The sequence below is a fragment of the Cupriavidus sp. 207A1 genome (genome assembly GCF_057798955.1).
In genome coordinates, this window is the sequence record NZ_JBYOJO010000003.1 from 495,430 (window position 1) to 518,526 (window position 23,097).

Here is a 23,097-nt window from a genome sequence, read left to right on the forward strand (position 1 = left end):
GCGACACCTCGGCCAGGTTTGAAACATTTGTAATTTTTTGTATTTTCTGGGGGAAGTAAAATAATGAATATGCTTCGGCCTGTTTAAATCCGCACGGACGTAATGCGTCTAGTCGGGGGCCAGCAGTGGCTCCCGAGATTCCCGCCACCGGACCGCCTGCCACGGCGGCCGCGCGCCGGGACACGCCTGTTCCCATCACGCAAGCGGGCAGTTCAGGACATTATAAAAACCGATGGATGCATGCCGCTCGGGGGAGGGGCATCGCGCGTCCGTCTATTTCCCTGCCTAAAAAGAATTTGCTTATGACCACGGCAGTACGTACGCCCATCGCGGCGGCGGCATGTTGCGGCATTAAATATTGGGGGTCCCACTAAGCAGCAAGGGATAACATGCAGCATTCACGGATGTTCACGCGTCAGGAACTGGACCGGTATTTTGCCTCCTACGTCGGAATGGAGGGCGGCAATCCAAGGGCTGCGGTCTGGATATGCGACCGAAGCCCGGCGTGGTCGGAGCCTATCGTCGCGCCGCTTAATCCGCAGCTGGCACCACCGGCCTGGGACGCCGTTTACCGCCAACAACATCGACAAGACATGGCCAGGTGGTTCGGCCACCAGTGCGTGGCGCGCATCATGGCCGCCGCGCGGGCCGAGGCGCTTGGGGTGCGGCTCGGCGACAACGACTGGGAACATTACTACTGGAGCCATCTCTACTCGCCGGCCGGCGCAGAATTCAGGCTGAGCCTGTTTCCGCTGCCCGCCCATGTCGACGGCAGAACCACGTGGTCCAAGGCGTTCCGCGGCCAGCCGGAACTGATTCCGCAGAAGCGCTATGTCACGTTGTGCCGGCAGGGTGAACGCTTCCGCTTTATCGCCAGGACCTGCGAGCGCTGGCGGCCGAAGGTGGTCATCTGCCTGAGCCACCGCCATACCGACGAATACCTCGAAGCGTTCTCGCTGGAGGGCATCGCGGGCGAAGAGCATGCGCTGCGGCCGGCGGACCAGGCCAGGCGGCTGCACCTGTTCACCCGCGGCGAAACGACGTGGATCATCTGTCCGGCCATCGGCGGCAGCGCCGGCATGACCTCGCAGGTCCAGCTCGATGCGTTCGGCAAGTTCATCGGCGCGCGCCTGGCAGCAAGCGACTTCAAGCACTGTCTCGAACTGGAGGCGCAGCAGGCACCGGCCCGGCCGGAGCGCCAGCCGGAGCGGTATGCCGTGCCGCCTGTCGAGGTCGCCGGTCACGATCTGGGGCATCGCATCCGCCCGGGCCTTGGCTGGAGCGAACCCGCCACGACGGGGAAGTTCGAGAGCTACGCCTAGCGCTGCCCGGCAGCGGCCGGCGCTTTGTATCGCCGCTGGATAGCGCCCGTTGGGCATCGCCTTTTTGTATCGCCGTATAGGACGTCACGGTCCGGATACACGGCGATACACAAGGCCCCGGTTTCAGACACATGCCGCTTGCGTCGGCCTCCTAGACTTGCGTCCGGACTCACACCACGCATACAGGAGAACAACATGTCGAACGCCATCAACCTGCCCCGTCGGGGCTTTCTGGGTGCTGCCGCGGTGACGCTGGCGGCCGGTTCGCTGGGCCTGCCGCGCGCGGCGCGCGCACAGGCCGGCGTGTCGGGGGCCGGCGCCTTGCCCGCCATCACGCCGGGCACGCATACGCGCTTTGCTTCGATCCGGCAGGTCGACGCCGGCGTGCTCAACGTCGGCTACGCCGAGGCCGGCCCGGCCGACGGGCCGGTGGCCCTGCTGCTGCACGGCTGGCCCTATGACATCCACAGTTTCGCGGACGTGGCACCGCTGCTGGCCGCGCGCGGCTATCGGGTGATCGTGCCTTACCTGCGCGGCTATGGCTCGACCACCTTCCTGTCGGCCGACACCCTGCGCAACGGCCAGCCTTCTGCGATCGCCACCGACATGATCGCGCTGATGGATGCGCTCAAGATCCAGAACGCCGTGGTGGCGGGCTTCGACTGGGGCGCGCGTACCGCCGACATCATGGCCGCGCTGTGGCCGCAGCGGGTGCGGGCACTGGTGTCGGTCAGCGGCTACCTGATCGGCAGCCAGGCCGCCGGCCGGCAGCCGCTGGCACCGGAAGCCGAGTTGCAGTGGTGGTACCAGTTCTATTTCGCCACCGATCGCGGACAGGCTGGCTACCAGCAATACACCCACCAGTTCGCCAAACTGATCTGGAAACTGGCGTCGCCGAAGTGGGACTTCGATGACGCCACCTTCGCGCGCAGCGCCGCGGCGCTCGACAACCCCGACCACGTCGCCATCACCATCCACAATTACCGCTGGCGCCAGGGCCTGGCCGCCGGCGAGGCCCGCTTCGACGCGATCGAGCAGCGGCTGGCCACGGCACCTGCCATCGGCGTGCCCACCATCACCATCGAGGGCGACGCCAACGGCGCGCCGCATCCGAAGCCCGCTTCGTATGCGAGCAAGTTCACCGGGCGCTACGAGCACCGACAGCTGAGCGGCGGGATCGGCCACAATCCGCCGCAGGAAGCGCCGGTAGCGTTTGCGCAGGCGGTACTGGACGTCGACAGCCGTTGATGCCCGCGGGTCTTGCGCAGCGGAGGGCTCGGGCGTATGCGCCGCTTCACCCTTGCCGGGCGAACATCGCCAGCATGATCCCGCCCATTTCATGCCGGCGCGCGGCGGACATCCGCGACGCCGTCGAGACGATGCTGATGGCCACATCCGCGCCCATCGCCAGCGGCAGGGCGTAGCCCACGCCCGCCACGCCTTCCGCGCCGGCCAGCGCGTAGCCCTGCTTGCGGCTGCGCTCGACGCCTCGCATCAGTTTGAGCAGGCTCAGGCCGCCCGACTCGTATTCGGCGCGGTGCCGTTCGTAATGCGCGCGGACCGCGTCGTTGTCCATCTTGGCCAGCAGCGCCATGCTGCCGGTGCCCTGGCCCAGCAGGCGCGAGGTGCCGGTCAGCATGTGGAAGGTCTTGATGCGGTGGCTGCCTTCCTCGGTATGCAGGCAATGCCCATGATCGCCGATGCGCACGATCAGGAAGACCGCGTCGCCGGTCAGCCGCGCCAGTGCCTTCATCTTGCTGACGAGGGCGCTGCTGGGCGGCGGCCGGTTCATTGCGCGCAGGCCGAGCGCCATCGCCGCGGTACCGAGGTGATAGCGCTTGCCGGCCGATTCGCGCTCGATATACGCGCCGGCTTCCAGGAAGCGCGCCATGCGGTGGGCAGTGGTGCGGTCGATGCCGGCCATGGCGGCAAGGTCGGGCAGCGCCAGGCCGGTGTCATGGTGTTCGGCCAGCAACTGCAGCAGGGTGAAGGCGCGCGCCAGGCTCTGGACGCCGCCAGGGGCAGGGGCTTTGGGTGGCATGGCTGGATGCGCCGGTGGCGCCGGGCTGGTTCGGCAGATTGTGCACATTATGCACAGTCTGGGCGATTGCGGTTGTCGCGCGGTGCGCCGTGGTTTGCAATCCATCCATCACGGAACCACAGGCACGCGCCATGATCCCCATCGAATCCCGCATTGACCCGTCCTCCGACGCCTTCGCCGGCCAGCGCGCCGGCATGCAGGCACTGATCGACCGCCTGCACTGCCTGGAGCAGCGCGCCGTGGCCGCGTCCGAGCGTTCGCGGCCCGCCTTTGCAAAACGTGGCGCGCTGCTGCCGCGCGAGCGCGTCGGCCGCCTGCTCGACCCGGGCGCGCCATTCCTGCCCCTGTCCACGCTGGCGGGCTTCTGCATGGACGATCCCGATCCGCAGACCTCGGTGCCCGGCGGCTCGCTGGTGGCCGGCATCGGCTTCGTGTGCGGGGTGCGCTGCATGGTGCTTGCCACCGATTCCGGCATCGATGCCGGCGCCATGACCGAGGCCGGCAACATGAAGCTGGTGCGCTGCCAGGAAATCGCGCTGGAAAACCGGCTGCCCTTCATCCACCTGGTGGAGTCGGCCGGCGCCAACCTGCGCAAGTATCGCGTCGACAAGTTCGTGCGCGGCGGCGCCATCTTCTACAACCTGGCGCGGCTGTCTGCGGCGGGGTTGCCGGTGATCACGGTCGTGCACGGCTCGTCCACGGCGGGCGGGGCCTACATGCCCGGCCTGTCCGACTACGTGGTGATGGTGCGCAACCGCGCCCGCGCCTTCCTGGCCGGCCCGCCGCTGCTGAAGGCCGCCACCGGCGAGGTCGCCACCGACGAGGAACTGGGCGGCGCCGACCTGCACGCCACGGCCACCGGACTGGCTGAATACCTTGCGGAAGACGACGAACACGCCATCGCCACCGCGCGCGATATCGTCGCCAGCCTGGACTGGCCCACGGTGGAGTCCCAGCCGGCACGGCCGGCGCGTGCGCCGCGGCTGGATGCGGCCGAGCTCGACGGCGTCATGACGCTCGACATGAAGCGCCCGGTCGACATGCGCGAGGTGATCGCGCGCATCGTCGACGATTCGGCGTGGCTGCCATTCAAGCCCGACTACGGCCCCGGCACGGTGTGCGGCCATGCCCGCATCGAAGGCAATGCGGTGGGCTTCATCACCAACAACGGCCCGATCGACCCGGCCGGCGCTACCAAGGCCGCGCAATTCATCCAGCTGTGCAACCAGTCCGGCACGCCGATCGTGTTCCTGCAGAACACCACCGGCTTTATCGTCGGGCGCGCCTCGGAAGAGGCCGGCATGATCAAGCACGGCTCCAAGATGATCCAGGCGCTGTCCAATTCCAGGGTGCCGCAGATTACGCTGTACTGTGGCGCCTCGTTCGGCGCTGGCAACTTCGGCATGTGCGGGCGGGGCTTCCGGCCGCGCTTCTGCTTCTCGTGGCCGAACGCACGCACCGCGGTGATGGGCGGCGAGCAGGCCGCCATGACGCTGGAGATCGTCGCGCGCCAGCAGGCGGCGCGCAAGGGCAAGCCGGTCGACGAGGCGCAGCTGGCCGGCCAGACCGCCGAGATCGTCGCCAACTTCGAGCGGCAGGCGAGCGCCTTCGTCACCAGCGGGCTGCTGCTGGACGACGGCGTGATCGATCCGCGCGACACGCGTGCGGTGCTCGCCTTCGTGCTGGCCACCACGCGCGAGGCGGCGCTGCGCCAGCCGCATCCGATCCAGTTCGGCGTCGGGCGCTTCTGAGCGCCGCCGTCCCAGACAAGCACAACACAACGAAATCCAGGAGACCAGCATGCTTTACACCGAAGACCATCGCAACATCATGGACAGCATCCGCCGCTTCGTCTCGGCGGAGATCGATCCCTTCGTCGACGAATGGGAAGCCGCCGAGGTATTTCCGGCGCACGAGCTGTTCAAGAAGATGGGCAGCCTCGGCTTCCTCGGCATCACCAAGCCGGTGGAGTACGGCGGCATGGGGCTCGACTTCTCCTATGCCGTTGCCGCCGCGGAGGCGCTTGGGTATGCGCGCGCACAAGGCGTCGGCATGGGCGTGGGCGTGCAGACCGACATGGCCACGCCGGCGTTGACCGCGCTCGGCTCCGATGAGCTGAAGCGCAACTACCTGGCGCCCGCGATCGCCGGCGACATGGTGTGCTCGATCGGCGTGTCCGAGGCGGGCGCGGGCTCCGACGTGGCCTCGCTCAAGACGCGCGCGGTGCGCGACGGCGACGACTATGTCATCTCCGGCTCGAAGATGTGGATCACCAACGGTACCCAGTCGGACTGGATCTGCCTGCTGTGCAACACCTCCGACGGGCCCGTGCACAAGAACAAATCGCTGATCGTGGTGCCGATCAGGGAAGACGGCAAGCGCGTGCGCGGCGTGGAAGTGCAGAAGATCAGGAAGTTCGGCATGTGGTGCTCGGACACCGCGCAGATCTTCTTTGACGAAGTGCGCGTGCCGGTACGCAACCGCATCGGCGAGGAGGGCATGGGCTTTATCTACCAGATGAAGCAGTTCCAGGAAGAGCGGCTGAACGGCGCGGCGCGCCGGCTCGCCTGCACCGCGCTGATCGAGGAAACCGCCGAGTACCTGCGCCAGCGCATCGCCTTCGGCAAGCCGCTGCTGGACAACCAGTTCATCCAGTTCAAGCTGGCCGAGCTGAAGACCGAGATGGAAGCGCTGCGCGCGCTGGTCTACCTGGCCACGCAGACCTATATCGCCGGGGGCGACGTGGTCGAGCTGGCGTCGATGGCCAAGCTCAAGGCCGGGCGGCTGTCGCGCGAGGTGGCCGACTGGTGCATGCAGTTCCAGGGCGGCATGGGCTACACGTGGGACAACCATGCCTCGCGCGCGTACCGCGATTTCCGGCTGGGTTCGATCGGCGGCGGGGCGGATGAAGTGATGCTTCAGGTGATCGCCAAGCAGATGGGCCTGATGTCGCGCGGCTGACAGGCAGGAAGCGCCATGACCGAGCATTCGCAAACCGAACCCGTGATCGTGCGCCGCGCCGGCGGCGTGCTGTTCACCACCCTCAATATCCCGGCCACGCGCAATGCGCTGGCGCCGGAAGTCGTGTCAGCGCTGGCGGCGGCGATCGAACAGGCCGAGACCGACGCCGAGGTACGCGCGCTGGTGCTGCGCGGTGCCGGCAACATCTTCAGCGCCGGCGGCAATGTCGGCAACTTCCAGGCGCGGCTCGCTGCCGATCCCGGCCGGGACGACCCGGTCGCCACGCGCAACCGGCAGTTCGGCTATTTCATGCAACGGCTGGGCGCGCTGCCGGTGCCGGTCATCGCCGCCGTGGATGGCGCGGCGATGGGCGGCGGCATGGGCCTGGCGTGCGGCGCCGACATCGTGCTGGCCACGCGCGACGCGCGCTTCGCGCTGTCGGAAACCACCCTCGGCATCATTGCCGCGCAGATCGCGCCGTTCGTGGTGCAGCGCATCGGCGCGGCGGCCACGCGCCGCCTCGGGCTGACCGGCGAGCGCATCAGCGGCGAGGCGGCGGTGGCGATCGGGCTGGTCGACCAGCTGGCCGCCGACAGCGCCGGGCTGGACGCGCTGGTCGCCGAATGGCTGACGCGCATCGGCCGCTGCGGACCCAACGCCAATCGTGTGTTCAAGACGCTGGTCAGCCGCTGCGGCCAGGAGCCGGCGGGGCCGCTGCTGGATGACGCCTCGCGCCTGTTCGCGCAATGCATGCGCAGCGAGGGCGCGGAAGGCGTGGCGGCCTTCCGCGAAAAGCGCGACGCAAGCTGGACCGTGCGCTTCGATGCCGATGCCGTGCGCGCCGCGCAGTCGCCAAGCTGAGGGCTGCCGCCAGCCAATTTCCGGTCATTCAAAGGATTCCCCCATGTCTGCAACCAGCCGACCCTTCCATACGCTGCTCGTCGCCAACCGCGGCGAGATCGCGGTGCGCATCATGCGCACCGCGCGCCGCCTCGGGCTGGCCACCGTGGCCGTCTACTCCGAGGCCGACCGCCACAGCCCGCACGTGTCGTTCGCGGATCGCGCGGTCTGCATCGGCGCCGCCGCGCCGCGAGACTCGTACCTGAACATCCCCGCCATCATCGAGGCCGCACGTGCCAGCGGCGCCGATGCGATCCATCCCGGCTACGGCTTCCTGGCCGAGAACGCGGGCTTTGCCGAAGCTGTCGCTGAAGCGGGGCTGGTCTTCGTCGGCCCGCCTGCCGGGGCCATCCGCGCCATGGGCAACAAGGCCGAGGCCAAGCGCCTGATGCTGGCCGCCGACATGCCCTGCGTGCCGGGCTACCAGGGCGCTGCGCAGGACGACGCCACGCTGCTGGCCGAAGCCGGCACGATCGGTTTTCCGCTGATGGTGAAAGCGGCGGCGGGCGGCGGCGGGCGGGGCATGCGGCTGGTGCGCGAGGCGGCGGCGCTGCCCATCGCGCTGGCCAGCGCGCGTTCCGAGGCCGCGGCCGCGTTCGGCTCCGACGAACTGATCCTGGAGCGCGCCGTGATCGCGCCGCGCCACGTGGAGATCCAGGTCTTTGCCGATACGCAGGGCCAGGTCATCCATCTGGGCGAGCGCGACTGTTCGGTGCAGCGCCGCCACCAGAAAGTCATCGAAGAAGCGCCGTCGCCGGCGGTCAGCCCGGCGCTGCGCGCGCGCATGGGCGCAGCCGCGGTTCGCGCTGCGCGGTCGATCGGCTACGTCGGCGCCGGCACCATGGAGTTCCTGCTCGATGCCGACGGCAACTTCTACTTCATGGAGATGAACACACGCCTGCAGGTCGAACATGCGGTGACCGAGGCCATCACCGGTTTCGACCTGGTCGAATGGCAGTTGCGCGTGGCGGCGGGCGAGCCGCTGCCGGTGACGCAGGACCAGGTGAAACTCGACGGCCACGCCATCGAGGTCCGCCTGACCGCCGAAGACGTGCCCGCCGGCTTCCTGCCGCAGGGCGGCCCGCTGCTGCGCTGGCGCCCGCCCGCCGCCGGCCGCGACGTGCGCGTCGACCATGCGCTGGAAGAGGGCGGCACCATCCCCACGCATTACGACTCGATGGTGGCCAAGCTGGTCGCGCACGGCGCCGACCGCGAGCAAGCGCGCCGCAAGCTGCTGCGCGCGGTAGAAGACTGCGCGTTGCTGGGCGTGCCCAGCAACCAGGGTTTCCTGGCCGACTGCCTCGCGCATCCGGCCTTTGCGGGCAATGACGTGCACACTGGGTTTGTCGATGCGCATATGCAGGGCGCGCTGCAGGCGCCGCTGCCGCCGCCGCACGTGATGGCCAGCGCCGCTCTGGCGGCGTCCGGGCTGCTCGGCGACAGCGGCAAGCCGGCCACGCTCGCACGGGCCGCCGCCAGCGTGGTGCTGTACGCGGCCGGCACGGCGTGGGAGGCCACCTTGCGCGTCGCCGTCGACGGCTGGCAAGTGATGCTGCGCCAGCGCGATGATGACCAGGAAGCGGTTGCCTGCATGCTGCGCGTGCTGCGCGCGGACGGCGACAGCGGCACGGCCCTGGTCGAGTGCGACGGCGTGGCCCATCCGCTGGTGTTCGCCGGGGACAAGCAGACGCTGCACCTGTTCCAGGCAGGCCGCGCCTGGCAGTTCCCGCTGCACGACCCGCGCCGCCGCCGCGATGCCGGCGAGGCCGACGGGGTCCTGCAGGCGCCGCTGACGGCGCGCATCGTCGCGGTCCATGTGGGCGAGGGCGAGCGCGTGGAAGCCGGCCAGCCGCTGGTGGTGCTGGAGGCCATGAAGATGGAGCACACCATCGCCGCGCCGTTTGCCGGGGTGGTCGCTGAACTGGCCGCGCGCGCCGGCGGGCAGGCCAGCGCCGGGTCACTGCTGGCCCGCGTCGAAGCCGGCGTGGCGGCGAAGGAGCCGGCATGAGCGAACTGGCAAATACCGCGGCAAATACCGTGACCCACGCCGGCAAGACCGTTCGCATCGGCGGCGCCTCTGGCTTCTGGGGCGACTCCGCGATCGCCACGCCGCAGTTGCTGACCGTGCCCGGCCTGCAGTACCTGGTCTACGACTACCTGGCCGAGACCACCATGTCGATCCTGGCGCGCGCCCGCGCCAAGGACCCTGCATTGGGCTATGCCACCGATTTCGTGCAGGCGGCGATGGGTCCCAACCTTGCCGAAATCCTGCGGCGCGGTGTCCGCGTGGTCGCCAATGCCGGCGGCCTGAACCCGGGAGCCTGCCGCGACGCGCTGCTCAGGGTGGCCGCGCAGCAGGGCCTGCATCCGCGCATCGCCGTGGTCACCGGCGACGACGTGCAGCCGCGCTTTGCGCAATGGTGCGCCGACGGACTGACCGACCTTGCCGGCGCCCCCGTGCCGACCACCGAGCCGTGGTCGGCCAATGCCTACACCGGCGCGCAATGCATTGCCCGCGCGCTGGCGCTGGGCGCCGATATCGTCATCGCCGGCCGCTGCGTCGACAGCGCCGTGGTGGTCGGGGTGCTGGCGCATGAATTCTGCTGGGACTGGACCGACTGGGACCGCCTTGCCGCCGGCACGCTGGCAGGCCACGTGATCGAGTGCGGCGCGCAGGCCACCGGCGGGTTGTTCACCGACTGGGAGCGCGTGCCCGGCTGGGAGCGGATGGGCTACCCGGTGATCGACTGCGCGCACGACGGCAGCTTCGAGCTGAGCAAGCCGGAGGGCACCGGCGGGCTGGTCGACCCCGCCGCGGTCGCAGAGCAGGTGCTGTACGAGGTGGGCGACCCCGCCAGCTACCTGATGCCGGACGTGACCTGCGACTTCCGCATGGTGCATGCCGAGCTGGTCGAGCCGGGCCGCGTGCGCGTGGCTGGCGCGCGCGGCCGGGCGCCCGGCACCCACTACAAGGGCAACGCCACCTGGCAGGACGGCTTCCAGATCAGCCTGATGATGGCGATCCGCGGCATCGATGCCCCGGCCAAGGCCCGCCGCACCGCCGAGGCGCTGCTGGCGCGCACCCGCGCCATGCTGGCCGAGCGCGGCATGCCCGATTACACCGAGACCGTGGTCGAGTTGCTGGGCTGCGAATCGCAATACGGCGCCCATGCGCGCGAGTTGCCGACGCGCGAGGTGGTGCTGCGCATCGGCGCGCGCCATCCGCAGGCGCGGGGCCTGAGCTTCCTGCAGCGCGAATGCTCGTCGGCGGGGACGTCGATGGCGGCCGGCACGCGCTCGTCCTTTGCGGGGCGCGTCGATATCCAGCCGGTGGTGAAGGTGTTTTCCTTCCTGGTGCCCAAGGCGGACGTGCCGATGCGGGTGGAGTTCGAGGGTGGCGTGATCAGGCTGCCGAATGCGGCAACCAGCGGCGCACCTGAGGTGCCCGCCGCGGTCGATGGCCCGGCGCTGCCGCCGGTGCCCGACGAGGCGCGCGTGCAACGCCCGCTGGTCGCGCTGGCCTACGCCCGCAGCGGCGACAAGGGCGACGACGAGAACATCGGCGTGATCGCGCGCAAGCCCGAATACCTGGCCCTGCTGCGCGAACAGCTGACGCCGCAGGCCGTGCGCGCGTACTTTGCCCACCTGGTCGAGGGGGAGGTCGAGCGCTTCGACGTGCCCGGCCTGCATGCGCTGAACTTCCTGATGCATGGCGCGCTGGGCGGCGGCGGCGTGGCCAGCCTGCGCTCCGACCCGCTGGGCAAGAGCTATGCGCAGATGCTGCTCGATTTCCCGCTTTCCGTACCGCACAGCTGGGCATAGACCCGGCCAACCCTGACAAGGAGGAGACCCATGACCCGATCCAAGCGCAACGCCCGCGTCCGCCGCCTGCTGACGCTGGGCCTGCTCGCCGGCAGCCTTGCCGGCGCCATCCCGGCCCTGGCGCAGGGCGACGCCTATCCGAACCGGCCGCTGCGCGTGGTGGTGCCGTATACGCCTGGCGGCGTGTCCGACGCCGTGACGCGGCTGGTCATGCAGAAGCTGTCCGAGCGCATCGGCCAGCCGGTGGTGGTGGAGAACCGTGCCGGCGCCAACGGCATGATCGGCTCGGAAAACGTCGCCAGATCGGCGCCGGACGGCTATTCGCTACTGGTCGTGGTCGCCGCGCACGCGATCAACCCGAGCCTGTACGGCAAGATGAGCTATGACCCGGTCAAGGACCTGACCGGCGTCAGCATGATCGGCCGGATCCCGCTGCTGCTGGTCGGCAGCGCGCAGCTGCCGCCGACTACCGTCAAGGAGCTGGTGGGCTGGGGCAAGGCCAATCCGGACAAGATGACCTTTGCATCGAGCGGCACCGGCTCCGGCGCGCACCTGGCGGGCGAACTGTTCGCGCAGGCGGTCGGCATGAAGATGACGCACGTGCCGTACAAGGGTATCTCGCCCGCGTTGCCCGACCTGTTCTCGGGGCAGGTCGCGGTGATTTTCGATTCGGTGCAGACCATGATGCCGCAGGTGAAGGCGGGCAAGGTGCGTGCGCTGGCGATTACCAGCCCGACGCGCTGGCCGGCCGCGCCGGACGTGCCGACCATGGCCGAGGCCGGCTTCCCGGCGGTGACGGCGGGCAGCTGGATCGGCTTGCTGGCACCGGCCAGGACGCCGCCGGCGGTGCTGGCAAAGCTGTCGGCTGACATGGATGCGGTGCTGCGGCAGCCGGACGTGCGCGCGCGGCTGATCGACTACGGCATCGATCCGGTCGGCGGCAAGCCCGAGCAGTTCCAGTCCTTTATCAGGACGGAAGCGGTGCGCTGGGGCGAGGTGGTGAAGAAGAGCGGGGTGAAGCTGGAATAAGCAGGAGTTGTGTTGGGAAAGCGCCCGCGGCTGGAACCGCGGGCGCGACGCGCTTAGAGCCCCAGTTGCCTGGCCGCCAGGTCCTTCATGATTTCCTCGGCCCCGCCGCCGATCATCATCACCTTGACCTCGCGATACAGCCGCTCCACGCGGCTGCCGCGCATATAGCCCATCCCCCCGAGCAATTGCACCGCGCGGTCCGCGCAGAACTGGAAGGTCCGCGTGGCGATGTTCTTCGCCATTGCGATCTGCGCCACTGGCGCCGCGCCGTCGTCCAGGCGCGCGGCGAGGTCGTCGAGCAGGGCGCGCGTGGATTCGATGCGCGTGGCCATGTCGACCAGCTGGTGGCGCACCACCTGGTGGTCGGCCAGCCGCTTGCCGAAGGTATGGCGGTCGCGCGCCCACGTCAGCGCGTCGTGGAAGCAGACCTGGGCATAGCCGCAGGCTGCCGCCGCCAGCGCCAGGCGCTCGTGGTTGAAGTTGCGGGTGATGGCGGCAAAGCCCTTGCCTTCCTCGCCGACCAGGTTTTCCACGGGCACGCGGCAGTCCTCGAAGAACAGCTGCGCGGTATCGGATGCCCACCAGCCCATCTTCTTCAGCGGCGTGCGGCTCAGGCCAGGCGTGTCTCCCTCGATCAGCAGCAGCGAAACGCCGCCCGCACCCGGGCCGCCGGTGCGCACGGCCACGGTGAAGTAATCCGCGCGCATGCCGGAGGTGATATAGAGCTTGGTACCGTTGACGATGTAGTGGCCGCCCTCGCGGCGCGCACTGGTCGACAGCCGGGCCACGTCGGAGCCGGCATCGGGCTCGGTGATCGCCAGCGCGGAGATCTTCTCGCCCGACAGGATCTGCGGGAGCACGCGCGCCTTCAGCGCCTCGCTGCCCACCGCGGCGATCGGCGGCGCGCCGATGGTGTGCGAGAACAGCCCCGAGGCGATGCCGCCCGAGCCGCCCCAGGCGCGCTCCTCGAACAGGATCATGCGGTAGAAGGCGTCGCACGGCGCGCCGCCGTATTCCTCGGGAAAACCGGGCGCCAGCAGGCCGGCTTCCGCGGCCGTGCGGTACAGCTCGCGCGGGAAGCTGCCGGCCTCGTCCCAGGCCTCGGCATTGGGCGCGACTTCCTTTTCAAAGAAGCGCCGCACGCTGGCCCGGAACGCTTCATGGTCCGCGCTGTAGTAGCGCGGGTTGGGTGGTTGCAGAGTCATGGTGTTCGCTTACTCGTTGGACGGCGTCAGGCATTGCGGCAGCGTGTAGAGCGGGAAGCCGTTGTACGGCTGCGAGCGCTGGTGTTGGGGCTGCGCCCAGGTGTGCCTGGCGTTGGGCACGCCGCCATCGACGCGCAGGGTCGAGCCGGTGATGAAGGCCGCCGCCGGCGACAGCAGGAACACCACCGCGGCGGAGACCTCGGCCTCGGTGCCCAGGCGCTGCAGCGGCACCTTGCGCGCCAGCTGGCGGATCTTGGCCTGGAATTCGGGCGGGTAGGTGTCAAAGCCGCTGGAGGCGATCCATCCCGGCGCCACGGCGTTGACCCGAACGCCGGCGGCGGCCCATTCGCACGCCGCCGTCTCGGTGAACGACAGCATGCCCGCGCGCGCCGCGCCGGAATGGCCCATGCCCGGCATGCCGTTCCACATGTCGGCGATGATGTTGACGATGGCGCCGCCGTTGGCTTCCATCCATTGCGTGAAGCACTCGCGCGCCACCAGGAAGCCGCCGGTCAGGTTGTTGCGCACCACGGCTTCCCAGCCCTTCAGGCTGATATCGCGCAGCGGCGACGGGAACTGGCCGCCGGCGTTGTTGAAGAGGCCGTCGATGCTGCCGTGCGCGGCCAGCACCGCGGCCACGGTCTCGCGCACCTGCGCCTCGTCGCGGATATCGCAGCTGTGCAGCGTCAGCCGGTCTGCGGCGTCCGGCTCGGCGCCGATGATTTCCTCGCGGACCTGTTCCAGCTTTTCCAGCTTGCGTCCAGCAAGGGCCACGCGCGCGCCCAGGCTGGCCAGCTCGTGCGCGGTGCAGCGGCCGATGCCACTGCCGGCGCCGGTGACCAGCACGGTACGGCCGGCGAACAGGCCGGCGTGGAAGACGGATCGATATTGCATGCGGGCTCCGGGATCAGGCGTCAATCAAGGGTTGGCGGCCAGGCCCAGGCGCTTGACCAGCTTGCCCTGGCTTTCGTAGCGATGGTGCGCGAAGGCGGCGTAGTCGGCGCTGCTCAGGTAGGCGTTCTCCTGGTCGAGCCGCTCCAGCAGCTTCTGCATCGCCGGCTCGTTGAGCGCCTTGCGGAAGGCGTCGTGCAGCAGCTGCACGGCCTGCGCGTCCATGTCGCGCGGACCGGCGATGCCGAACGGCGAGGTGGACACGATGTCGACGCCGACATCGCGCAGCGTCGGCACGCGCGGCCAGCGGCGCGAATGCTCGGCGGTCCAGAGCACCAGCCAGCGCGCCTTGGCGCTGTCGACATACGGGCCGATGCCGCCGGCCGTGACGCCCAGGTCGATATGCCCGCCCATCAGCGCGGCGATGATCTCGGACTCGCCCTTGTAGGGGACATGGTTGAACTGGACGCCGAGCTTCTGCCCGATCTCTTCCATGGTCACGTGCATGGTGCCGTTGGTGCCGGTGCTGCCGTAGCTGATCTTGCCCGGACGGCGCCGTGCATCGTCCACCATCTCCTGCCACGACTTCCACGGCGCGTCGGCGCGCGCCGCCACGCCCAGCGTGTAGCCGGTCAGGTGGATCACGTAGGTGAAGTCGCGCAGCGGGTCGTATTGCGTCTTCTGCAGGTGCGGCAGCCGGAACACCGGCTCCGGGATCACGGTGAGGGTGTAGCCGTCGGGCCTGGCGCGTGCGACCGCATTGGCGCCCAGCACGCCGGCTGCGCCGGGCTTGTTCTCGACGACGACGGGCTGGCCCAGCGTCTTGCCGGCGCTGTCGGCCAGCGTGCGCACCAGCGTATCGGTGGCGCCGCCGGCCGCGAAGGGCACGATCAGCGTGACCGGGCGCGCGGGGAAATCGGCCGCCTGCGCCGCGCCGGAAGCAAGGGTTCCCAGCGGCGCCAGCGCGCCCAGGCCCAGCAGCGCCAGCGTGTCGCGCCGGCGGGTGTCGATGGTGTCGTCTGTCATAGCCGCTCTCCGTCGTGGTTCGGCTGCTGCGTCAGCACCAGCGCGTCCAGCGCGACCGCACCGCGGCCGGCTTCGCGCACCAGCAGGGGATTCACTTCCATTTCAGCGAGCGAGTCGCCGAGCGCCATCGCGGCGTCGGACAGCGCGGCAATCGCGTCCGCGGCTGCGTCGATGTCCGCTGCGGGCTTGCCGCGAAAGCCGGTCATCAGCCGGTAGCCGCGCAGGCCGGCGAGCATCTCGCGCGCCATGGCGCGGTCCACCGGCAGCAAGCGGTGCGCCACGTCGTGGAAAACCTCGGTGAAAATCCCGCCCAGGCCGACCGTCATGGCCGGGCCGAACACCGGGTCGCGCGTCACGCCGACGATCAGCTCGCACACGCCGCTGGCCATCTGCTGCACCAGCACGCCGCGCTGCCGCGCCTCCGGCCTGGCCTGCGTGGCTGCGGCAATTACTTCCGCGGCGGCGTCGTGCACCTGCTGTGCATCGCGCAATCCCAGCCGCACACCGCCGACCTCGGTCTTGTGGGCGATATCGGGACTGAGCACCTTGACCGCCACCGGGAAGCCGAGGCTCGCGGCGGCGCGTGCGGCATCGGCGGGAGTGGCCGCGACCGCTTCCGCGCCGATCGGCACGCCGTAGCCTGCGAGCCAGTGCTTGGCCTGATACTCGTCCAGCGCGGCGGCGGGCAGTTCTGCGGCCCGCGGATGATCGGTGGCGCGCGCGCGCAGCCCGACCCAGTGCGCGGTCCGGGCCTGCGTGCCGAGCCAGTCGACATACGTGCCCAACGCCTTGGCGGCGCGCGCCACGTCCGGGAACAGCGCCACGCCGGCCGCCGCCAGCCGGGCGCGGCTGGCCGGCTCGCCGGTGGTCGCGACGACGATCAGCCGGCCGGTCTTGCCCGCCACGTCGATCAGTTCATCCGCCACGCGGTCGAGCAGGTAGGCGGTGGCATACAGGAAGATCACGTCGACGCCGTCGAACGCCGCCAGCTGGTCTAGCACTGCGTGCGCCAGGCCACTGCGGTTGAACAACTGGCCGGTCAGGTCGACCGGGTTTGCCACCGAGCCGATCTCCGGCACGGCGGCCTGCAGGCGCTGCTGTACCGGCCCCGGCAGACACGGCACGTCCAGGCCGGCGGCGCTGAGCAGGTCGGCGGAGAGCGCACCCATCGCGCCCGACACTGAGGCCACCACCACGCGGCGGCCGGCGCTGCGCTGGCGGAAGCCCGACAGGTAGGCCAGGTCGGTCAGGTGGGTCGGGTCGCTGGCCTGCATCGCACCGACCTGTGCGAAGGCAGCGCGGTAGATGGCCTGGTTGCCGGCCAGCACGGCGGTGTGCGACTGGGTCGCGGCCGAACCGGCCGCGCTTTCGCCGGCCTTCAGCACGATCAGCGGCTTGTCCGCCGCGCGCATCCGCGCCGCGGCGTCGATAAACCGCGGTCCGTTGCGCAGGCCCTCGACATAGCCGACCACGGCGCCGGTCTGGGCATCGTCGGTGAGGTAGCCGAGATAGTCGGCATAGTCCAGGCAGGCTTCGTTGCCGGTATTGATGAACTGGTGGAAGCCCACGTCCATCTGCCTGCCGGTGGCATAGACGATGGCGCACACATTGCCGCTCTGCGTCAGCAGGCTGACCGCGCCGGGGCCGTCCTGCGGCGGGTAGGCGCGGAAGGTGGTGGCAAAGGCGGTGATGGCGCGGGTGGTCAGGTTGGCCAGCCCCATGCAGTTGGGCCCGGCGATGGCCATGCCGCTTGCGCGCGCAAAGGCGGTCAGCGCGGCCTGGCGCGCGACGCCGGCTTCGCCGGCCTCGGCAAAGCCCGACGCATAGAGGATGGCGGCCCGGATGCCGCGGGCATGGCAGCGCTGCAGCTGCGGGAGCACTTCGTCGGCGCCGAGCGCCAGCACCGCCACGTCCGGCACCGCCGGCAGGGATTCCACATCGGGATAGCAGGCCAGCCCGGCGATCTCCGCATAGCGCGGATTGACCGGATAAACCTGCCCCTGGTAGCCGAGGCGCTGCAGGTGGTCCAGCGCCACGCCGCCGATGCGGCTGGTATCGCGCGAAGCGCCGACGATGGCGATCGAGGCGGGCTCAAGCAGCTGCGCCAGTGCGGTGCGGCCAGCGCGTACCGGTGGCCGCGCCCTGTTGGAAATAGGCATCGTTGTCTCCATCCTTCCTCTGGCGGAAGGGTGACCCGATTCAAGCGTATCGGTTGGATGGGGACAAGCGAACGGACGCTCGGTGTGCACAATGTGCACAAGTTCTGGATCGGCTGGCAACGGGTGCCACTGCAACCGCCTGTTGCAGGATGTCGGTTCCCTGGAGAGCAGGGCCGTCGCCAGGCGCACCGTTCAAACCACGTTCTGCGGATTTTTGTCATTGCCCCCTTTCAAGATCCGCCAACGTTGATGTAGAATCCGCGCTTCGCCGAAAACGCGATATGTTCCCCGATAGCTCAGTCGGTAGAGCGACGGACTGTTAATCCGCAGGTCCCTGGTTCGAGCCCAGGTCGGGGAGCCAAAGTACGCGGGAGTAGCTCAGTTGGTAGAGCGCAACCTTGCCAAGGTTGAGGTCGCGAGTTCGAGACTCGTCTCCCGCTCCAGATGATTCCGCGTGGTCCCACGCCGGAATACCCGCCCATGTGGCTCAGTGGTAGAGCACTCCCTTGGTAAGGGAGAGGTCGGCAGTTCGATCCTGCCCATGGGCACCACTTCCTTCCGGTTTCGTTCCCGATGCCTGCGCTGGCGTCCGCCCGCGCTCACAGGTCCGTCTCGGCCCGCGCCGACAGCTTGCGGTTGTGCCGGCGCATGCCGTCGAAGATCGCGTCGGCCACATCCAGCGGAAAGTCCGCCGGCAATGCGGAGGCCACTGTGTCGATGACCTGCGCGGTCTGCCCGGTCACGTGGTCCAGGATGGCCTCCACCTCGGCCGGAGAAAAGCCGATGCGCTGTCCCTGTGCAAACCAGTGTCGCGCGCGGATCTCATGGATGGCGTAGTGGGTATTCCGGCCATGCAGCGCCATCGCCAGCCGCGCCTTCTGCGGCGCCAGCTGGTTGCGGCCGCGGCCGATCACCGGGTGCGCCGACAGCACGTCGTACAGCGGCGTCGCCTCATACTGGCTGCCCGGCAGGTGGCTGATGCTGAAGTTCTTGGCATGGCCGTCGGTTGCGGCCAGCAGCCAGAACACCACCTGCGCCATGAAGAAATGCCGGCGGTCGCTCGCGGCAGCGCGAGAGCCGGACAGGATCTCGGCAATCTGCCGGATGCCGGGTCCGCCGTCGGACTCGTATTTCTGCAAGGCCGAGGTCCCGGTGGCCTGGCACATGTCTTCCTGCGGCAGGCGCAGCAGCCAGGTGCCGCGACTCGACGGCCTGCGGTCGAAGCGTTCGACCACCAGCGCCTTGGTGCCGGCAAAGCGGGCGATCTCGCACTGCGCCACCGGCAGGCCATAAGCAGCCACGATCTGCGCGCACAGCCATTCGTTTTCGACCGAGGTGCGCATGTCGGCGCGCATATTGCCCACCAGTCCGAGCGGCAGCTTGAAGATGTGCGTGGTCGGCGTGCTGCCCTGGGGCAGCTGCCATTGTCCGCGCCAGCGCAGCAGCGCGGTCTTCTCCTGCGCGCCGGCGATCGACAGCCGCAGGTCGTCGATGGGCTCGCGATGGCCGAGCACGGGCGCCGACGTGGTTTCGTGCAGTAGCGTCGCGATCTCGTCTTCCGTGAGCGCGCGGCCGCTGACCGTCTGCAGTGCCTCGGGCGCTTCGCCGGGCGGCAGCATCTGGATGGCGCCGACGCAGTCGCGCCCCACCTTGTCCAGCAGCGCGAAGGCGTCGGTGCCGCCGGCCCGGTAGCGCGCCGCGATGCGGCGCCGGATGACATCGCTGTCGGGCAGCAGGTTGTCGAAATAGTTGGCCACCGCGGGGCCGCGGTGCGGCTGGTTGCCAGGTGTGAACGGCAGCGACAGCGACAGCGGGCGTCCTTGCGGGTCGGCGATCCAGTCTTCGCGATAGGCCAGCCGGTCACCACCGGTCCCGGTTTCCCAATGGCCGACCGGGATGCCGTTCATCCACAGGTCGAGGCGGTTGCCTTGCCGCGCGCGCGCCATGGTCACCAGTCCTCGCGCGCGCGCCGGCCAGTCGCGGGGCGGGGCGGCTGCTCGGTCTTGTTTGCCGGCGCCCTGGGCTTGGCCTGGGCTCGGACTGGTGCGGGCTGCGCGGTGGCGCCGGCGTCCGCCTGCGACAGCACGAGTTCGACGCCGAGCACGCGCAGCACCCGCAGCAGGCGTTCGACGCTGACGGCGGCGGGGTTGGCTTCCAGTTCGGCATAGGTCTGCTGCGTGACCCCGAGGTGCTCTGCCATCACGGCCTGGGTCATGCCGCGCGACTTGCGGAAGCCCTGAAGAATCGGACGCAACTGGTGGACGGTCTTGATGGCGTAGGGCATGGCGCGGTCCCGGAGCCGGCCGGCGGCCGGACAGATACAGGATATTGCCTGTTTCCTGTATTTACAAGCTTTGACCTGTTATTTTTTAAAACAGGCTATTACCTGTATTAGTGGATTACCGGGCAAAACCTGTGAGAGGTCCGGGCGCAGCCAAGCGGCCGCGGTGGCGCCAACGCCCCGCATACCAGTCAGGTCAGCGCTGGGGCAGGCGGCGCGAGCGTTGCCTGCGCGCTCGCAGCGCCAGGCCGGCCGCGACCGCCACCACTGCGAGGACACCGACGGCGACGAGGAAGTGCAGGGGCCGGTCGATGGCAAGGCTTTCGCCCGCGACGACGATGCCGAACGCATAGCCGGCTTCGGCGAGGGCCATGGCCGCGAGGAAATTCAGGAAGGGGTAGCGCATGGTGCCGAACAGGTAGCCGGGGATCTCAGAAGGCACCGCGATGCAGAACAGCAGCACCGCCCAGAACTTCATCCGCTTCGACACATAGCCCCGGTATTTCTCCAGCTTGTCCGCGTAGCCGATACGGGCGAGCAGCGGACCGGCCAGGCGGCCGATGCCGAAGGCCGCGCACGCGCCCACCAGCCAGCCGCCCCACAGCAGCAGCACCGTCAGCGGCTTGCCCCATACTTCGCTCGCCACCGGCACCAGCACTACGCTCGAGGCAAAGGCCAGCATCGCCGAAACGGCCGAGAACACGAAGAACACCAGCGCCCCCGCGACGGGGTGCTGTGCCATGATCTCGCGCGCCCAGCCAACCGCCTGTTCGACCAGTTCCTTGAACGCGGGCGACATCGCGACCGCGACCACCAGCACGGCCAAGGTGCCGACTGCCAGCCAGAACCAGAGCGCGTGCCGGAGGGTGTGCCGCTTCCCAGACAATGTGGCAGACAATTTGCTCAGCATATGAAAATTTAGAACGCGGGGCCGGGGGCAAAGTTTCGGCACCGGAGCAGTCGCCGGGTGGCCGCCACAGGCCGGGCGGGTTGCGGCGCACTCGCGTGGCGCCGCCGCATGTCGCCTCCGCGTGCGGCACGCTACAATCCGACGGTCTGGCATTTTCATCATTCTTGTCGTTACCCTTGTGCCGCCGCAGGCGAAAGGCAAGCATGCGCCCCTCACCGACCGCCCTGACGTCAGAGGACAAGAAGCTGCAGGCATTCCGGGATGAAGTGATCTCCCTGTACGAGCACGAATCCGACCTGCGCGCGCTGCCGGAAGTGCTGTTCCCCAGCGTGGCCAGGCTTACCGACGGCGACGTCGTCGCCTATGCCGAATTCCACCATCGCAGCCAGGAGTTCCGCGCGCTGGTCTCGATGGACGACGACCCCGGCGCGCGGGCGCGCGGCATGCAGGCCTTCGCCAGGCACCGCCACACCCATCCGTTCTGGCAGTACGACCCCGCGTTCTATGGCGAACGCGCCTTGCGCGAATCGGATTTCTTCAGCGATGACGAATTCATGGCGCTGCCGATGGCGCGGGAAGCCTTGCTGCCGTCGAATGCGCGGCGGCTGCTGGCGATCGTGTTCGAGCACGAGGGCTATGTGGTCACCGTGGTGAGCCTTCGCGTCAGCGGCAGCCCGCCGTTCAGCGACGGCGACCGCGACCGCCTGCAGGCGCTGCGCCCGCATTTGCTGCGCTGCTATCGCCAGGCGCAGCAGCGCACCGTCGCCAGGCTGGGGCCGGCCGAACGCCTGCGGCTGGCATTTCCGACCCTGACGCCGCGCCAGCTCGAGGTGTGCGGATGGCTGGCGCAAGGCAAGTCGAACGAGGACATCGCGACCATCCTCGGCGTCAGCGTCGACACCGTGAAGGTGCATGCGCGCGTGATCTACGACAAGGTCGGCGCGGGCGGGCGGCACGGCGTAGTGGCGATCGCCCACACCGTCCCGCCGTTTTCGCAATGGCCGCCGCTGTGGACCTTGCAGGCGGCCGCCCCCGCGCAAGGGACGGCCGCCTGAGCGTGGCGCTGGCTGGCCGGAACGCTACAACCTGAGCGACGGCCGCGCCGCGCTCGCCTTGCCGGCCAGCGGGCTGGTCCCGGTCTTCAGCGTGCGCTGGCTTTGCGGCGGATAGACCGTGGCGGTGATCTCCGGCAGCGGGTCCTGCACGCTGGCGCCGACCGTGTTCATGTTGTTGACCACCTGGAACGTGGTGAGGGTCGGCACGGCTTGCCACCAGACTCCGGTCGTGGTCACGTCGGGCTTGTCGATGTCGAACCGCTTGGCGATGGTGGTGGCTTCGGTGATCGACAATTCCTCGGTGAACGACACCGAATAGGAGAGCGTCAGGTTGATCTTGGCGCTGAACACGCCGATATCGAAACCCGACTCCAGCCCCAGGCTGACGCCAAGGGTTTGGGTTTCGCTGTCGGTGATGCTGACGCCGGTGGTCACGTCGACCTCGTAGCCGGTGTCCAGGCCGGGCTGTCCGGTCAGCTCCACCAGCTGCTGCCACACCTGACTGATGCCGAGGATGGTGTAGGTGCTGCTGTCGGTGCCCGGTACCAGCATGGCGAACGGCGTGCTGGCAGTGACGGTGCCCGGCATTTGCTCGCCGACGTAGGTTGGCGCGGGCGGCTGGTCCGGCGCGCCGTAGGGCGTCGCCGGCGGCGTGTCGAGCGTCACGGTGCTGGCGCCGCCGATGAACACCGGGCCGCTCGGTCCCCAGTTGCTGATCGCGCCCGACGGCTGCAGCGCAAAGCCCTGGGTGGCGGTCTGGTCGGCGCCGTTGGTCAGCAGCACCGACTGCACCATGCCGCAGAACGGATACGAGTAGCTGTCCCAGAACGCGCCCACATAGCTGGTGCCGTCGGCCACCGGTGGCTGCAGCGGATTGCCGGACACCGGCACCGATTGCACCTGCACCCCGTTGACCAGTCCCACCAGGCTCTGGCCCTGGGTCCAGATCATTTCCACCAGGCTCCACTGGTCGGTCGGGATCTGCCCGGCCTGGAAGGTGTAGCGGTTGCCGGCGTTGTCCCATACCTCCGGATAGAGCATCGGCACGTCGCCATCGCCGGTGCCGACGCCCAGGATCAGCGATTGGCTGAGCGAAAATACTTTCTGGTCGGCGGGCAGTCCCGCGCTGTCCACGTAGATCCAGGCCAGCACGTGCACGGTGCTTGCCTCCAGGATGATGGCTGGGGCGCCGGCATTGAACTGCACGGCGCCGGGCGATGAGAAATCGAATGCACTGACGGTTGGAGCGTTCATGGTGTTACCCCTCGGATCTCGAATCGGTCATCAAGCAACGGGAACGGCATTCACCCCCGCAACAATGTGCCGCCTTATTGATCGGGATGCGGAACGGAAGCGCGGCTGGCGGCTGAGTAGTTGCACTGGCCCGCGCTCCGTGCAGCGATGTCGCTGTGCGTTGCGCGTTGCGCCGGACATGGATGCTGCTGGGGCAATATAGGATCGCGCCATGCCGCTCGCCATTACTCATCGGGATTAG

The 23,097-nt window shown here is 69.0% G+C and carries 18 protein-coding genes and 3 tRNA genes; 12 read left to right on the forward strand and 9 right to left on the reverse strand.

What is annotated here, in order from left to right:
• Positions 1 to 404 precede the first annotated feature (404 nt).
• Both AC3FMM_RS07915 and AC3FMM_RS07920 read left to right on the forward strand, forming a co-directional pair.
• Positions 405 to 1,322, forward strand: coding sequence for a transcriptional regulator (locus tag AC3FMM_RS07915; protein WP_488686387.1), 918 nt, complete (start codon positions 405 to 407; stop codon positions 1,320 to 1,322).
• Positions 1,323 to 1,517: 195 nt separating this feature from the next.
• Positions 1,518 to 2,570: an alpha/beta fold hydrolase gene (locus tag AC3FMM_RS07920; protein ID WP_116312622.1), complete on the forward strand. Its 1,053-nt coding sequence runs from the start codon at positions 1,518 to 1,520 to the stop codon at positions 2,568 to 2,570.
• Positions 2,571 to 2,616: 46 nt separating this feature from the next.
• On the opposite strand, the gene AC3FMM_RS07925 is transcribed toward AC3FMM_RS07920, so the two are convergent.
• Positions 2,617 to 3,363 (reverse strand): IclR family transcriptional regulator, encoded by a 747-nt coding sequence (locus AC3FMM_RS07925; RefSeq protein ID WP_488686388.1) that lies wholly within the window; start codon positions 3,361 to 3,363, stop codon positions 2,617 to 2,619.
• Between the two features lie 131 nt (positions 3,364 to 3,494).
• Here AC3FMM_RS07925 and AC3FMM_RS07930 point away from each other — a divergent pair, with 131 nt between their 5' ends.
• The 6 genes from AC3FMM_RS07930 to AC3FMM_RS07955 are packed head-to-tail and all read left to right on the forward strand — an operon-like array spanning position 3,495 to position 12,075.
• Positions 3,495 to 5,114 carry an acyl-CoA carboxylase subunit beta gene (locus tag AC3FMM_RS07930; protein WP_488686389.1) on the forward strand — a complete coding sequence of 540 codons (1,620 nt, stop codon included), beginning with the start codon at positions 3,495 to 3,497 and terminating at the stop codon, positions 5,112 to 5,114.
• A gap of 49 nt (positions 5,115 to 5,163) precedes the next feature.
• Complete coding sequence (locus AC3FMM_RS07935; RefSeq protein ID WP_488686390.1) at positions 5,164 to 6,324, forward strand: acyl-CoA dehydrogenase family protein; 1,161 nt, start codon at positions 5,164 to 5,166, stop codon at positions 6,322 to 6,324.
• 15 nt (positions 6,325 to 6,339) lie between these two features.
• Entirely contained in the window at positions 6,340 to 7,185 is an 846-nt protein-coding gene (locus AC3FMM_RS07940; protein ID WP_473703549.1) for an enoyl-CoA hydratase/isomerase family protein, read from the forward strand.
• Positions 7,186 to 7,228: 43 nt separating this feature from the next.
• Positions 7,229 to 9,232, forward strand: coding sequence for an acetyl/propionyl/methylcrotonyl-CoA carboxylase subunit alpha (locus AC3FMM_RS07945; protein WP_488686391.1), 2,004 nt, complete (start codon positions 7,229 to 7,231; stop codon positions 9,230 to 9,232).
• Positions 9,229 to 11,046, forward strand: a complete 1,818-nt coding sequence (locus AC3FMM_RS07950; protein WP_414247455.1) for an acyclic terpene utilization AtuA family protein — start codon at positions 9,229 to 9,231, stop codon at positions 11,044 to 11,046. Before AC3FMM_RS07945 ends, AC3FMM_RS07950 begins: the two co-directional genes overlap by 4 nt.
• A 30-nt stretch (positions 11,047 to 11,076) precedes the next feature.
• Positions 11,077 to 12,075 carry a Bug family tripartite tricarboxylate transporter substrate binding protein gene (locus AC3FMM_RS07955; RefSeq protein ID WP_488686392.1) on the forward strand — a complete coding sequence of 333 codons (999 nt, stop codon included), beginning with the start codon at positions 11,077 to 11,079 and terminating at the stop codon, positions 12,073 to 12,075.
• Positions 12,076 to 12,128: 53 nt separating this feature from the next.
• Here the strand turns inward: AC3FMM_RS07955 and AC3FMM_RS07960 are convergent, their stop codons facing one another.
• Genes AC3FMM_RS07960 through AC3FMM_RS07975 form a run of 4 tightly spaced genes read right to left on the reverse strand, consistent with a single transcriptional unit; the run spans position 12,129 to position 17,356 of the window.
• Positions 12,129 to 13,280, reverse strand: a complete 1,152-nt coding sequence (locus AC3FMM_RS07960) for an acyl-CoA dehydrogenase family protein (RefSeq protein ID WP_488686393.1) — start codon at positions 13,278 to 13,280, stop codon at positions 12,129 to 12,131.
• Positions 13,281 to 13,289: 9 nt separating this feature from the next.
• Positions 13,290 to 14,174: an SDR family oxidoreductase gene (locus AC3FMM_RS07965; protein ID WP_116312614.1), complete on the reverse strand. Its 885-nt coding sequence runs from the start codon at positions 14,172 to 14,174 to the stop codon at positions 13,290 to 13,292.
• A 24-nt stretch (positions 14,175 to 14,198) separates the two neighbouring features.
• Positions 14,199 to 15,197, reverse strand: coding sequence for a tripartite tricarboxylate transporter substrate binding protein (locus AC3FMM_RS07970; protein WP_488686394.1), 999 nt, complete (start codon positions 15,195 to 15,197; stop codon positions 14,199 to 14,201).
• Positions 15,194 to 17,356: an acetate--CoA ligase family protein gene (locus AC3FMM_RS07975; RefSeq protein ID WP_488686395.1), complete on the reverse strand. Its 2,163-nt coding sequence runs from the start codon at positions 17,354 to 17,356 to the stop codon at positions 15,194 to 15,196. The genes AC3FMM_RS07970 and AC3FMM_RS07975 overlap by 4 nt, the downstream gene beginning before the upstream one ends.
• Positions 17,357 to 17,641: 285 nt before the next feature.
• Here AC3FMM_RS07975 and AC3FMM_RS07980 point away from each other — a divergent pair.
• The 3 genes from AC3FMM_RS07980 to AC3FMM_RS07990 all read left to right on the forward strand — a co-directional run bounded on the left by AC3FMM_RS07980 (position 17,642) and on the right by AC3FMM_RS07990 (position 17,907).
• A tRNA-Asn gene (locus AC3FMM_RS07980) sits at positions 17,642 to 17,717 on the forward strand.
• A gap of 6 nt (positions 17,718 to 17,723) precedes the next feature.
• Positions 17,724 to 17,799 (forward strand) — tRNA-Gly (locus AC3FMM_RS07985).
• 33 nt (positions 17,800 to 17,832) lie between these two features.
• A tRNA-Thr gene (locus AC3FMM_RS07990) sits at positions 17,833 to 17,907 on the forward strand.
• A gap of 48 nt (positions 17,908 to 17,955) precedes the next feature.
• Here the strand turns inward: AC3FMM_RS07990 and AC3FMM_RS07995 are convergent.
• From AC3FMM_RS07995 to AC3FMM_RS08005, 3 genes are all read right to left on the reverse strand, one after another.
• Positions 17,956 to 19,302 carry a type II toxin-antitoxin system HipA family toxin gene (locus AC3FMM_RS07995; RefSeq protein WP_488686396.1) on the reverse strand — a complete coding sequence of 449 codons (1,347 nt, stop codon included), beginning with the start codon at positions 19,300 to 19,302 and terminating at the stop codon, positions 17,956 to 17,958.
• Positions 19,303 to 19,304: 2 nt separating this feature from the next.
• The gene (locus AC3FMM_RS08000; RefSeq protein WP_326346880.1) at positions 19,305 to 19,640 is read right to left on the reverse strand and encodes a helix-turn-helix transcriptional regulator; all 336 of its coding nucleotides are present in this window, start codon (positions 19,638 to 19,640) and stop codon (positions 19,305 to 19,307) included.
• A gap of 193 nt (positions 19,641 to 19,833) precedes the next feature.
• Complete coding sequence (locus AC3FMM_RS08005) at positions 19,834 to 20,547, reverse strand: VTT domain-containing protein (RefSeq protein WP_240991265.1); 714 nt, start codon at positions 20,545 to 20,547, stop codon at positions 19,834 to 19,836.
• A gap of 203 nt (positions 20,548 to 20,750) precedes the next feature.
• Here AC3FMM_RS08005 and AC3FMM_RS08010 point away from each other — a divergent pair, with 203 nt between their 5' ends.
• Positions 20,751 to 21,602, forward strand: a complete 852-nt coding sequence (locus AC3FMM_RS08010) for a helix-turn-helix transcriptional regulator (RefSeq protein ID WP_115709585.1) — start codon at positions 20,751 to 20,753, stop codon at positions 21,600 to 21,602.
• A gap of 24 nt (positions 21,603 to 21,626) precedes the next feature.
• Here AC3FMM_RS08010 and AC3FMM_RS08015 read toward each other — a convergent pair whose 3' ends face one another.
• The gene (locus AC3FMM_RS08015) at positions 21,627 to 22,856 is read right to left on the reverse strand and encodes a hypothetical protein (protein WP_115709578.1); all 1,230 of its coding nucleotides are present in this window, start codon (positions 22,854 to 22,856) and stop codon (positions 21,627 to 21,629) included.
• Positions 22,857 to 23,097: the final 241 nt, after the last annotated feature.

What these genes read in the sequence shown, in the direction of transcription:
- AC3FMM_RS07935 (WP_488686390.1), top strand. Translation starts at nt 5,164, where the DNA reads ATGCTTTACACCGAAGACCATCGCAACATCATGGACAGCATCCGCCGC.
- AC3FMM_RS07955 (WP_488686392.1), top strand. Translation starts at nt 11,077, where the DNA reads ATGACCCGATCCAAGCGCAACGCCCGCGTCCGCCGCCTGCTGACGCTG.
- AC3FMM_RS07945 (WP_488686391.1), top strand. Translation starts at nt 7,229, where the DNA reads ATGTCTGCAACCAGCCGACCCTTCCATACGCTGCTCGTCGCCAACCGC.
- AC3FMM_RS07960 (WP_488686393.1), bottom strand. Translation starts at nt 13,280, where the DNA reads ATGACTCTGCAACCACCCAACCCGCGCTACTACAGCGCGGACCATGAA.
- AC3FMM_RS08015 (WP_115709578.1), bottom strand. Translation starts at nt 22,856, where the DNA reads ATGAACGCTCCAACCGTCAGTGCATTCGATTTCTCATCGCCCGGCGCC.
- AC3FMM_RS08000 (WP_326346880.1), bottom strand. Translation starts at nt 19,640, where the DNA reads ATGCCCTACGCCATCAAGACCGTCCACCAGTTGCGTCCGATTCTTCAG.
- AC3FMM_RS07925 (WP_488686388.1), bottom strand. Translation starts at nt 3,363, where the DNA reads ATGCCACCCAAAGCCCCTGCCCCTGGCGGCGTCCAGAGCCTGGCGCGC.
- AC3FMM_RS07995 (WP_488686396.1), bottom strand. Translation starts at nt 19,302, where the DNA reads ATGGCGCGCGCGCGGCAAGGCAACCGCCTCGACCTGTGGATGAACGGC.
- AC3FMM_RS07940 (WP_473703549.1), top strand. Translation starts at nt 6,340, where the DNA reads ATGACCGAGCATTCGCAAACCGAACCCGTGATCGTGCGCCGCGCCGGC.
- AC3FMM_RS08010 (WP_115709585.1), top strand. Translation starts at nt 20,751, where the DNA reads ATGCGCCCCTCACCGACCGCCCTGACGTCAGAGGACAAGAAGCTGCAG.
- AC3FMM_RS08005 (WP_240991265.1), bottom strand. Translation starts at nt 20,547, where the DNA reads ATGCTGAGCAAATTGTCTGCCACATTGTCTGGGAAGCGGCACACCCTC.
- AC3FMM_RS07915 (WP_488686387.1), top strand. Translation starts at nt 405, where the DNA reads ATGTTCACGCGTCAGGAACTGGACCGGTATTTTGCCTCCTACGTCGGA.
- AC3FMM_RS07970 (WP_488686394.1), bottom strand. Translation starts at nt 15,197, where the DNA reads ATGACAGACGACACCATCGACACCCGCCGGCGCGACACGCTGGCGCTG.
- AC3FMM_RS07920 (WP_116312622.1), top strand. Translation starts at nt 1,518, where the DNA reads ATGTCGAACGCCATCAACCTGCCCCGTCGGGGCTTTCTGGGTGCTGCC.
- AC3FMM_RS07965 (WP_116312614.1), bottom strand. Translation starts at nt 14,174, where the DNA reads ATGCAATATCGATCCGTCTTCCACGCCGGCCTGTTCGCCGGCCGTACC.
- AC3FMM_RS07930 (WP_488686389.1), top strand. Translation starts at nt 3,495, where the DNA reads ATGATCCCCATCGAATCCCGCATTGACCCGTCCTCCGACGCCTTCGCC.
- AC3FMM_RS07950 (WP_414247455.1), top strand. Translation starts at nt 9,229, where the DNA reads ATGAGCGAACTGGCAAATACCGCGGCAAATACCGTGACCCACGCCGGC.
- AC3FMM_RS07975 (WP_488686395.1), bottom strand. Translation starts at nt 17,356, where the DNA reads ATGCCTATTTCCAACAGGGCGCGGCCACCGGTACGCGCTGGCCGCACC.